The organism is Aminiphilus circumscriptus DSM 16581, from assembly GCF_000526375.1.
GTDB classification, from domain to species: domain Bacteria; phylum Synergistota; class Synergistia; order Synergistales; family Aminiphilaceae; genus Aminiphilus; species Aminiphilus circumscriptus.
In genome coordinates, this window is the sequence record NZ_JAFY01000005.1 from 668,224 (window position 1) to 678,472 (window position 10,249).

Annotated in this window: 11 protein-coding genes and 1 pseudogene; 8 read left to right on the forward strand and 4 right to left on the reverse strand. The window is 60.5% G+C overall.

Going from position 1 to position 10,249, the window contains the following annotated elements; translation table 11 throughout:
• Positions 1-2: 2 nt before the first annotated feature.
• Entirely contained in the window at positions 3-1,163 is a 1,161-nt protein-coding gene (locus tag K349_RS17045) for an ABC transporter substrate-binding protein (RefSeq protein WP_029165750.1), read from the reverse strand.
• A gap of 18 nt (positions 1,164-1,181) precedes the next feature.
• The gene (locus K349_RS0110455) at positions 1,182-1,973 is read right to left on the reverse strand and encodes a carbon-nitrogen family hydrolase (RefSeq protein ID WP_029165751.1); all 792 of its coding nucleotides are present in this window, start codon (positions 1,971-1,973) and stop codon (positions 1,182-1,184) included.
• A gap of 184 nt (positions 1,974-2,157) precedes the next feature.
• Between K349_RS0110455 and K349_RS0110460 the strand changes: the two genes are divergently transcribed.
• Positions 2,158-2,811, forward strand: coding sequence for a hypothetical protein (locus tag K349_RS0110460; protein WP_157367361.1), 654 nt, complete (start codon positions 2,158-2,160; stop codon positions 2,809-2,811).
• Between the two features lie 15 nt (positions 2,812-2,826).
• Here K349_RS0110460 and K349_RS19190 read toward each other — a convergent pair whose 3' ends face one another.
• Positions 2,827-3,273, reverse strand: coding sequence for a hypothetical protein (locus tag K349_RS19190; protein ID WP_157367362.1), 447 nt, complete (start codon positions 3,271-3,273; stop codon positions 2,827-2,829).
• Between the two features lie 154 nt (positions 3,274-3,427).
• On the opposite strand from K349_RS19190, the gene K349_RS0110470 reads away from it, so the two are divergent.
• From K349_RS0110470 to K349_RS19195, 3 genes are all read left to right on the forward strand, one after another.
• Positions 3,428-4,009, forward strand: a complete 582-nt coding sequence (locus K349_RS0110470; RefSeq protein WP_029165754.1) for a hypothetical protein — start codon at positions 3,428-3,430, stop codon at positions 4,007-4,009.
• A 997-nt stretch (positions 4,010-5,006) separates the two neighbouring features.
• The gene (locus K349_RS0110475) at positions 5,007-5,213 is read left to right on the forward strand and encodes a hypothetical protein (protein WP_157367363.1); all 207 of its coding nucleotides are present in this window, start codon (positions 5,007-5,009) and stop codon (positions 5,211-5,213) included.
• Positions 5,214-5,392: 179 nt separating this feature from the next.
• Complete coding sequence (locus K349_RS19195) at positions 5,393-6,307, forward strand: hypothetical protein (RefSeq protein WP_157367220.1); 915 nt, start codon at positions 5,393-5,395, stop codon at positions 6,305-6,307.
• On the opposite strand, the gene K349_RS0110490 is transcribed toward K349_RS19195, so the two are convergent.
• On the reverse strand, positions 6,285-6,938 hold the full coding sequence (locus K349_RS0110490; RefSeq protein WP_157367361.1) for a hypothetical protein: 654 nt from the start codon (positions 6,936-6,938) through the stop codon (positions 6,285-6,287). The genes K349_RS19195 and K349_RS0110490 overlap by 23 nt on opposite strands.
• Before the next feature lie 184 nt (positions 6,939-7,122).
• Here K349_RS0110490 and K349_RS0110495 point away from each other — a divergent pair, with 184 nt between their 5' ends.
• The 4 genes and pseudogenes from K349_RS0110495 to K349_RS19745 all read left to right on the forward strand — a co-directional run.
• Positions 7,123-7,914 (forward strand): carbon-nitrogen family hydrolase, encoded by a 792-nt coding sequence (locus K349_RS0110495; RefSeq protein WP_029165751.1) that lies wholly within the window; start codon positions 7,123-7,125, stop codon positions 7,912-7,914.
• 21 nt (positions 7,915-7,935) lie between these two features.
• Positions 7,936-8,403: pseudogene (locus K349_RS20135) on the forward strand (ABC transporter substrate-binding protein); the annotation flags it as partial.
• A 98-nt stretch (positions 8,404-8,501) separates the two neighbouring features.
• Entirely contained in the window at positions 8,502-9,314 is an 813-nt protein-coding gene (locus K349_RS19905; protein WP_051464321.1) for an ABC transporter substrate-binding protein, read from the forward strand.
• A 718-nt stretch (positions 9,315-10,032) separates the two neighbouring features.
• Positions 10,033-10,249 (forward strand): MCP four helix bundle domain-containing protein (locus tag K349_RS19745; protein ID WP_245588030.1); only part of this gene is annotated, 217 nt, incomplete at its 3' end.

Sequence of the window (10,249 nt, forward strand, 5' to 3'; positions counted from 1 at the left end):
AATCAGGGAGCCTCGGCGGCAACGCCCGGGCCATAGAGAAAGCCCTCCAGGGAAAAGTTTCGGGGAAGCATGTCGAGATCGGCGTAGACCTCCGCGATGTGCTGCCATCGTGCGACGGTCATCTCCCCCGGGGAAACGGCGTCGATGCGGAGCAGGGGAACCATCTGGCGCCACTCGAAGCGGTGGAACTCCAGCATGTCCGGCGAGGTGTAGCGGGTGCTCACCAGTCTGGCCGCCTTCTCCGGGTTCGCCATGGCGTGGCGCCACCCCCGGAGGCTCGCCTCGCGAAAGGCCCGAACCCGGTCGGGATGCGCGGCGAGTTCCACCTCGGAGGTGAAGAGCACATCGCCGTAGAAATCGATGCCCGCGTCGAGGGGCGTGTAGAGGACGAAGGGCACGTGTTCCCGGTCGAGAAAGTAGGGTTCGTAGGTGGAATAGGCGGAGATGGCCTCCGCGCGCCCTTCGAGCAGGTCCCGGTAGTCGAAGCTGTGTTCCGTTCGGGTGACCGCATCCGGTGGAAGCCCCTCGCGCCGCAGAAAGGCCAGCAGTTCCTCCGACTGGGGTTCGAGCATGATCCGCCGGCCCGACAGGTCCATCACGCCCCGGACGACCGCGTCCTTCCGGGCGATGAGCACCAGGGGGGAATGCTGAAACACCGCCGCCAGAGCCACCACGGCCCGACCCGCCGCACGGGCGAGGAGAATTCCGCTCGCCCCCACGCCGAAGGAAGCGCGTCCCTCCGTCACCTCCACCACCGGGTCCGTGCCAGGCCGGGCCTCCCGAATCTCCACGTCGAGCCCCGCCTCGCGGTAGAACCCCTGTTCCAGCGCCACGTAATACCCGGCGAACTGAAAAGCGTGGGTCCATTTGAGCTGGAGCGCCACCTTCTCCAGGGGCGCCGCGGACGCCGGAGACGACAGGCCCGGCGACAGCAGAAGCAGAAAGGGAAGGAAAAGAAGAAGAAAAAGAAGACAGCGCGGAGAAGACGAAAAGGGCGGGCGCAACGGGGCTGCGGCCCGCGCCGGGCGTTCGCCCAGCCCTGAGGAAAAGCGGAGCAGGGAGCCGTCGGGGTCCTGGATCAGGAACTCCCTCTCGCCGCATGCCACGTCGCCCGCCAGGCGATGAAAAAGTGCCTCCCCGTGCACGAGAAACGCCGCCATCATCGCGAGCACCGCGGCGGATCAGTACAGATCCGGGGCGCGGTCGTCGAAGCAGGGAAGCCCCTCCCGGAAGGACTTCACCTTCTCCAGGTCGAGGACGGCCCGGCCGAGGGTCTCGTCGCCGCCCGCCTCCCAGAGAGGCTCTCCCCAGGGATCGAGGATGACCGACTTTCCCGCGAAGGCGGTGCCCCGGCTCTCGCCGCAGCGGTTGCAGGCCACGACGAAGAGCTGGTTCTCCACCGCCCGGGCGCGGAGCAGCAGGCTCCAGTGGGCGATGCGGAGGGACGGCCATTCGGCGCTCACAAAGAGCACCGTGGCACCCTCCAGGGCGAGCCGCCGGGAGAGTTCGGGAAAGCGGATGTCGTAGCAGATCTGGATCCCCGAGGGAACGCCGTCGATGTCGCAGCGGCACCGGGCGTTGCCCCGCAGGAAGTAGCGGTCCTCCTCCATGAGGCGGATGCGGTGGATCTTGTCGTAGGTGGCGACAAGACGCCCCTCGGGGTCGATCACCTGGGCGCGGTTCGCATAGCCTCCGGGCACGGAGGCGAGGACGCTTCCTCCCACGAACCACAGGCCGTATTTCCGGGCCAGGCCCCCGAGAAAGGCCGCCTCGGCCTCGCCGCCCGGGGTGGCCAGCTCGCCGATGCGCTCCAGGGCGTAGCCGGTGCTCCACAGCTCGGGCAGCACCAGCACCCGGGGGAGCGCCCCCTTTGCCGCCTCCGCGGCGAGCAGCGCCTCCACTTTGGCGAAGTTCGCCCCTCTGTCGCCGATGGTCACGTCAAACTGCAGCACTCCTGCGTCGAGCATGGGCATGGCCTCGTCCTCCTTGTGTGCGCGCCGCCACCCCAAAGCGGCAGGGCGCGAGCATATCCAGCGTTTCGTTCCGGCGTCTTTTGCATGTCGTCGTGGCTTTTCCCCGGAGCATTCCGCGTGCGTTTTGCGGTTCGCGGATTTCGTCCGGGGACATCCCGGAGCGCGCTCCGGAACCCGTCCCCCGGTGCATGCCGAAACGTCCTCCGGCGCCTCCTTGGACCGCATCATCATATCAAAGGAAGCGCTGAAAAACATCACGCCGCTCTCGGCAGGACGGAATGCCGCCCGCGACCCGCGCTCCGCACGATCCGAACGAGGACACGCCTTGCGTGAGCAGCGTCAGCATTTCCCGAAAAGAAACCAGGCGGGAAACGGGGCGGCTGGAAAAACAAGCAGTGGACCACCAAGAAGGGCCAGGAGCGCAGCGGGAAAGCCTTTCACCAAGAACAGCCTCTTCCGGCTTCTGACCAACGTGATGTACACCGGCAAGGTCGATTACAAGGGAGCCATCTACAACGGCGAACACGACGGAATCGTCGACGTCGCTCTTCGGCAGCGGGTGCAGGTGCTCTCCGACGAAACGGCGGCACCGGAAACCGAACAACGCGGCCACGAACGTGAACTCACACGGCTGCACACCAGAGTCCAGCAGCTGGTGAGCGAGTCCTTCACCGCCGCCTCGAACAAAGGGGCAGCCATGGATCAGCTAGCTCGCCGACCTGCAGAATCAGATTTGGACCATAGACGTTTGAATTCTCCGGCCTGCGCAAAAACCGCGCAGGCCGGTGGAATGATGGGTTGGGCCGCATACGTGATTACCGATACGGCTTGGTGCTGACAAACACCCGAACACCTATATCCAGCGTGTCCGCAAGCCCATCGCTTCAATTGCAAATTTATGATCGGCCTTTGGCCCGAAATAAATGATTGACTTGTTAGAAATTAGCCCAGGTTTGCTTGCAACATAGGCACGTTTTGGATCTCTGTCATCAAATACGACCTTTGAGGCTAGGGCATAGTTGTCTTTATGAACGATGGAGCGAATCTCTTGTTCCGATGAATATTCGGATGACTTGAACAGAAAAAGGAGAGGGTGTGTCGCTTGGATTACCTCTTCGAGGTCAGCCATCGCATTCCTGTAGCTTTTCCGTATAGCGTTGAGTCGTTTAACAAGAGCTTGCTCAAGTTTATGAACTGAACGATCTGCCGCAGCTGCACCACCGCCTCGTGTCTCAGTACCGTAGGTGACGCGGTAGAGTTGATTTGGAAATACAGAGCATAGATTTGCAAGGGGGATCATCAGACAAGAGCCCTTGCCATCAGCACCATAGAAAACGCCAGTGATTTAAAGAGTCGCTTGTCGATTCTTCACCTGGCTTGATCGTAGTAGCTGTCCAGCACGAAAGAAACGTACACTTGTTGTAAGCAGAATAGAGAAGGCGCGATCTCCGTAGTTGAGCGAGACGTTCAACAAATGCCTCTTTATGATGTGGATGTTTGCATTTTCTTGCTGCCCGAATCATTACATCAACCAGATATCGGCCCTCCTCCGGATCATTCATGTAATCACCATCGAATTGCCGCATAAGATTTGTCTCAGCTTTCTGAAGGAGCAAGCGTGGTGTTTCTGCGACCGTGTAATGCGCAGCATATTCGGTAACGTCAGCACCAGTTACCCGTTGCGCATTGAGGAGGCTATCTACTTCGATGCGATATTCGTTGATGTTCATTGTGTTCTAGCGGCAATTGTGGCAGGATTGTTGCGGCTCAACACCGTCGTTGCAGACGCAGTTATAAGCCTTCGCCTGCACCAACTTGTTCGGCCTTCCGTCTGTGCACATCAGATGCGAGAACCCAGCAGCAATCATCATGGCTCGGCAATCCGCTGTGGTTATCTCGTTGCCTTGTCGTCACAGTGCGGCTGTGAAGCCTTCTCTGCCCTGTACGGCCCTCTGTCTGGATGGCTTGCTCGTCCGGTTCTCCTGGCTTCGGGAAAGAATGCATTGGTTCCGCTGAAAAGACCGACTAGGTTGTAGACGTTGACGGCAATGCTCTTGACATTCTCCCTGCCGATTATCGCCAACGCGACGAGGGCAACAACCTGACCCAATCGGGACAAGCTGACTTGCCCGTGATGGTACAGGGGCGATCCGGGAACAGGAAAACGCTGCATCACGCCGTGCTGTGTGCATGGGAGGTCTACACCCAGCCACATCTGCTCCACCAGTTCCTCTGGAGTGTGCTCCGGCCCCAGCGGCTTCGCACATGTTGTACCATGAGAGTCCGGCTTCGAGTATGCGTTCAATAGTCTTTCTACGGTCGGCAGGAGTCATGCAGGAATCAACGCCTTCACGAATGCGGCAGACATGATACGCTCCCGTCACAGTCACACCCGCCGCGCGGAACTCTTGCAGTTGAGACGCCGTAACATCGCCGACATTTGCCAGTATCTCCAGTTTGCGCGGGAATCCGTCGGCGCAATTCCGCACACAGGTCACGAAACCACTCTAACCCGAAGCGGTGCATGGTCATGAGAAAGACACCTTGCGCTCCTGTCGACGGATGAGATCATAGCGCGATGTGAACGATTCGCCCGCGGTGGAGCGCAAGGTGTCTTTCTCATGACCATGCACCGCTTCGGGTTAGAGTGGTTTCGTGACCTGTGTGCGGAATTGCGCCGACGGATTCCCGCGCAACTGGAGATACTGGCAAATGTCGGCGATGTTACGGCGTCTCAACTGCAAGAGTTCCGCGCGGCGGGTGTGACTGTGACGGGAGCGTATCATGTCTGCCGCATTCGTGAAGGCGTTGATTCCTGCATGACTCCTGCCGACCGTAGAAAGACTATTGAACGCATACTCGAAGCCGGACTCTCATGGTACAACATGTGCGAGCCGCTGGGGCCGGAGCACACTCCAGAGGAACTGGTGGAGCAGATGTGGCTGGGTGTAGACCTCCCATGCACACAGCACGGCGTGATGCAGCGTTTTTCCTGTTCCCGGATCGCCCCTGTACCATCACGGGCAAGTCAGCTTGTCCCGATTGGGTCAGGTTGTTGCCCTCGTCGCGTTGGCGATAATCGGCAGGGAGAATGTCAAGAGCATTGCCGTCAACGTCTACAACCTAGTCGGTCTTTTCAGCGGAACCAATGCATTCTTTCCCGAAGCAGGAGAACCGGACGAGCAAGCCATCCAGACAGAGGCCGTACAGGGCAGAGAAGGCTTCACAGCCGCACTGTGACGACAAGGCAACGAGATAACCACAGCGGATTGCCGAGCCATGATGATTGCTGCTGGGTTCTCGCATCTGATGTGCACAGACGGAAGGCCGAACAAGTTGGTGCAGGCGAAGGCTTATAACTGCGTCTGCAACGACGGTGTTGAGCCGCAACAATCCTGCACAATTGCCGCTAGAACACAATGAACATCAACGAATATCGCATCGAAGTAGATAGCCTCCTCAATGCGCAACGGGTAACTGGTGCTGACGTTACCGAATATGCTGCGCATTACACGGTCGCAGAAACACCACGCTTGCTCCTTCAGAAAGCTGAGACAAATCTTATGCGGCAATTCGATGGTGATTACATGAATGATCCGGAGGAGGGCCGATATCTGGTTGATGTAATGATTCGGGCAGCAAGAAAATGCAAACATCCACATCATAAAGAGGCATTTGTTGAACGTCTCGCTCAACTACGGAGATCGCGCCTTCTCTATTCTGCTTACAACAAGTGTACGTTTCTTTCGTGCTGGACAGCTACTACGATCAAGCCAGGTGAAGAATCGACAAGCGACTCTTTAAATCACTGGCGTTTCTATGGTGCTGATGGCAAGGGCTCTTGTCTGATGATCCCCCTTGCAAATCTATGCTCTGTATTTCCAAATCAACTCTACCGCGTCACCTACGGTACTGAGACACGAGGCGGTGGTGCAGCTGCGGCAGATCGTTCAGTTCATAAACTTGAGCAAGCTCTTGTTAAACGACTCAACGCTATACGGAAAAGCTACAGGAATGCGATGGCTGACCTCGAAGAGGTAATCCAAGCGACACACCCTCTCCTTTTTCTGTTCAAGTCATCCGAATATTCATCGGAACAAGAGATTCGCTCCATCGTTCATAAAGACAACTATGCCCTAGCCTCAAAGGTCGTATTTGATGACAGAGATCCAAAACGTGCCTATGTTGCAAGCAAACCTGGGCTAATTTCTAACAAGTCAATCATTTATTTCGGGCCAAAGGCCGATCATAAATTTGCAATTGAAGCGATGGGGCTTGCGGACACGCTGGATATAGGTGTTCGGGTGTTTGTCAGCACCAAGCCGTATCGGTAATCACGTATGCGGCCCAACCCATCATTCCACCGGCCTGCGCGGTTTTTGCGCAGGCCGGAGAATTCAAACGTCTATGGTCCAAATCTGATTCTGCAGGTCGGCGAGCTAGCTGATCCATGGCTGCCCCTTTGTTCGAGGCGGCGGTGAAGGACTCGCTCACCAGCTGCTGGACTCTGGTGTGCAGCCGTGTGAGTTCACGTTCGTGGCCGCGTTGTTCGGTTTCCGGTGCCGCCGTTTCGTCGGAGAGCACCTGCACCCGCTGCCGAAGAGCGACGTCGACGATTCCGTCGTGTTCGCCGTTGTAGATGGCTCCCTTGTAATCGACCTTGCCGGTGTACATCACGTTGGTCAGAAGCCGGAAGAGGCTGTTCTTGGTGAAAGGCTTTCCCGCTGCGCTCCTGGCCCTTCTTGGTGGTCCACTGCTTGTTTTTCCAGCCGCCCCGTTTCCCGCCTGGTTTCTTTTCGGGAAATGCTGACGCTGCTCACGCAAGGCGTGTCCTCGTTCGGATCGTGCGGAGCGCGGGTCGCGGGCGGCATTCCGTCCTGCCGAGAGCGGCGTGATGTTTTTCAGCGCTTCCTTTGATATGATGATGCGGTCCAAGGAGGCGCCGGAGGACGTTTCGGCATGCACCGGGGGACGGGTTCCGGAGCGCGCTCCGGGATGTCCCCGGACGAAATCCGCGAACCGCAAAACGCACGCGGAATGCTCCGGGGAAAAGCCACGACGACATGCAAAAGACGCCGGAACGAAACGCTGGATATGCTCGCGCCCTGCCGCTTTGGGGTGGCGGCGCGCACACAAGGAGGACGAGGCCATGCCCATGCTCGACGCAGGAGTGCTGCAGTTTGACGTGACCATCGGCGACAGAGGGGCGAACTTCGCCAAAGTGGAGGCGCTGCTCGCCGCGGAGGCGGCAAAGGGGGCGCTCCCCCGGGTGCTGGTGCTGCCCGAGCTGTGGAGCACCGGCTACGCCCTGGAGCGCATCGGCGAGCTGGCCACCCCGGGCGGCGAGGCCGAGGCGGCCTTTCTCGGGGGCCTGGCCCGGAAATACGGCCTGTGGTTCGTGGGAGGAAGCGTCCTCGCCTCCGTGCCCGGAGGCTATGCGAACCGCGCCCAGGTGATCGACCCCGAGGGGCGTCTTGTCGCCACCTACGACAAGATCCACCGCATCCGCCTCATGGAGGAGGACCGCTACTTCCTGCGGGGCAACGCCCGGTGCCGCTGCGACATCGACGGCGTTCCCTCGGGGATCCAGATCTGCTACGACATCCGCTTTCCCGAACTCTCCCGGCGGCTCGCCCTGGAGGGTGCCACGGTGCTCTTTGTGAGCGCCGAATGGCCGTCCCTCCGCATCGCCCACTGGAGCCTGCTGCTCCGCGCCCGGGCGGTGGAGAACCAGCTCTTCGTCGTGGCCTGCAACCGCTGCGGCGAGAGCCGGGGCACCGCCTTCGCGGGAAAGTCGGTCATCCTCGATCCCTGGGGAGAGCCTCTCTGGGAGGCGGGCGGCGACGAGACCCTCGGCCGGGCCGTCCTCGACCTGGAGAAGGTGAAGTCCTTCCGGGAGGGGCTTCCCTGCTTCGACGACCGCGCCCCGGATCTGTACTGATCCGCCGCGGTGCTCGCGATGATGGCGGCGTTTCTCGTGCACGGGGAGGCACTTTTTCATCGCCTGGCGGGCGACGTGGCATGCGGCGAGAGGGAGTTCCTGATCCAGGACCCCGACGGCTCCCTGCTCCGCTTTTCCTCAGGGCTGGGCGAACGCCCGGCGCGGGCCGCAGCCCCGTTGCGCCCGCCCTTTTCGTCTTCTCCGCGCTGTCTTCTTTTTCTTCTTCTTTTCCTTCCCTTTCTGCTTCTGCTGTCGCCGGGCCTGTCGTCTCCGGCGTCCGCGGCGCCCCTGGAGAAGGTGGCGCTCCAGCTCAAATGGACCCACGCTTTTCAGTTCGCCGGGTATTACGTGGCGCTGGAACAGGGGTTCTACCGCGAGGCGGGGCTCGACGTGGAGATTCGGGAGGCCCGGCCTGGCACGGACCCGGTGGTGGAGGTGACGGAGGGACGCGCTTCCTTCGGCGTGGGGGCGAGCGGAATTCTCCTCGCCCGTGCGGCGGGTCGGGGCCGTGGTGGCTCTGGCGGCGGTGTTTCAGCATTCCCCCCTGGTGCTCATCGCCCGGAAGGACGCGGTCGTCCGGGGCGTGGATGGACCTGTCGGGCCGGCGGATCATGCTCGAACCCCAGTCGGAGGAACTGCTGGCCTTTCTGCGGCGCGAGGGGCTTCCACCGGATGCGGTCACCCGAACGGAACACAGCTTCGACTACCGGGACCTGCTCGAAGGGCGCGCGGAGGCCATCTCCGCCTATTCCACCTACGAACCCTACTTTCTCGACCGGGAACACGTGCCCTTCGTCCTCTACACGCCCCTCGACGCGGGCATCGATTTCTACGGCGATGTGCTCTTCACCTCCGAGGTGGAACTCGCCGCGCATCCCGACCGGGTTCGGCCTTTTCGCGAGGCGAGCCTCCGGGGGTGGCGCCACGCCATGGCGAACCCGGAGAAGGCGGGCCAGACTGGTGAGCACCCGCTAACACCTCGCCGGACATGCTGGAGTTCCACCCGCTTTCGAGTGGCGGCCAGATGGTTCCCCTGCTCCGCATCGACCGCCGTTTTCCCCGGGGGAGATGACCGTCGGCACGATGGCAGCACATCGCGGAGGTCTACGCCGATCTCGACATGCTTCCCCGAAACTTTTCCCTGGAGGGCTTTCTCTATGGCCCGGGCGTTGCCGCCGAGGCTCCCTGATTTCCTGAGCCCTCTGAGACGGGCGGGGCAGCTTGCCCGTCGTTCTCCATCCCGTTCTCTACGGCTGTTTCCGGGGCGCGGGGTGCGATCCGGAAGCGGTACGTTTTTTTCGGCGGAAGCGGCTGATCGGAACGGGCTCGACGAGATCCCTCGGAGGAAGAAATCCACTGCCGCCGAAAGTGCTCACGTCGGCAGACTTTTGTGGCCATGACGACGGTTTGCGTCCCGAAAGAACCCTCCGCCGCCGTCGCAGCACTCGCTCCGGAAGCGCCGTGTGGACACTCGCTTTTTGGATCCGCCCGCCGAATCCCGTGACGGCCTTTCCGCACAACGTGACGGACACGACGCCGAAAAAGGCCCCCGGCGGAGAGATGCTTCGCCGGGGTCTTTGTTGTTTCCTTGTTTGTCCCCTTGCGGCGCCTCCTTGCTTCGCTCGGTCCGAATCGCGGGGTTACCCCCCGAGGGCGTGCCGGGGCGCTCCTTTATTCCGTTCCCCGTGACGGAAGATCTTTTTCCGGAGGCTTCGCCGCCGGGACATGGTTCCTTTGTCACATAATGAACAAACATGGTGGACAGTATATGGTTTTTTTTTTGCTACACTCTCTGGGTTTTTTCTTCACGAACATGGGGTCTTTTCTCTCTGCTCCGGACAAAAACTGTTTTTTTACATGACTTCAGACCTTGTTTTTGTGGGCCATCTCCCTTGTCGTCGCAAGAGCTTTTCTCCCGTGTGCCGTTTCCTCATGCAATGAGGCGGAACCTCCGTGATGCGGGACGTGTCGGGCGGTTTGTGGCCGGTTTCGAGGCGCCGCCGCAATCTCTTTTTCGATGAGGTGATTTCATGTCCTGGCTCCGCAATGTCAAGACCTTCGGCAAGGTGTTTCTGCTCATTCTCCTTTCCTCGCGCCTTCACGGCCCTGGTTGGGTTCGTGGGGTACCAGACGGCCCGCGATTCCGGCGAGAGCCTGAAGGGGCTTTACGAGGACGCCATGATTCCCGCTCTGGCGGCCAAGGAAGTCCGCGCCCAGGCCGCTCTCGCGGAAGGGCAGGCCTTCGCCCTGCTTCTGAGTTCCGATCCGGAAGAGAGAAAGCGCATCCTCGCCCGTCTTGAGGAGATCGTCAACCCTGGTGGAGGTGAACCTGACC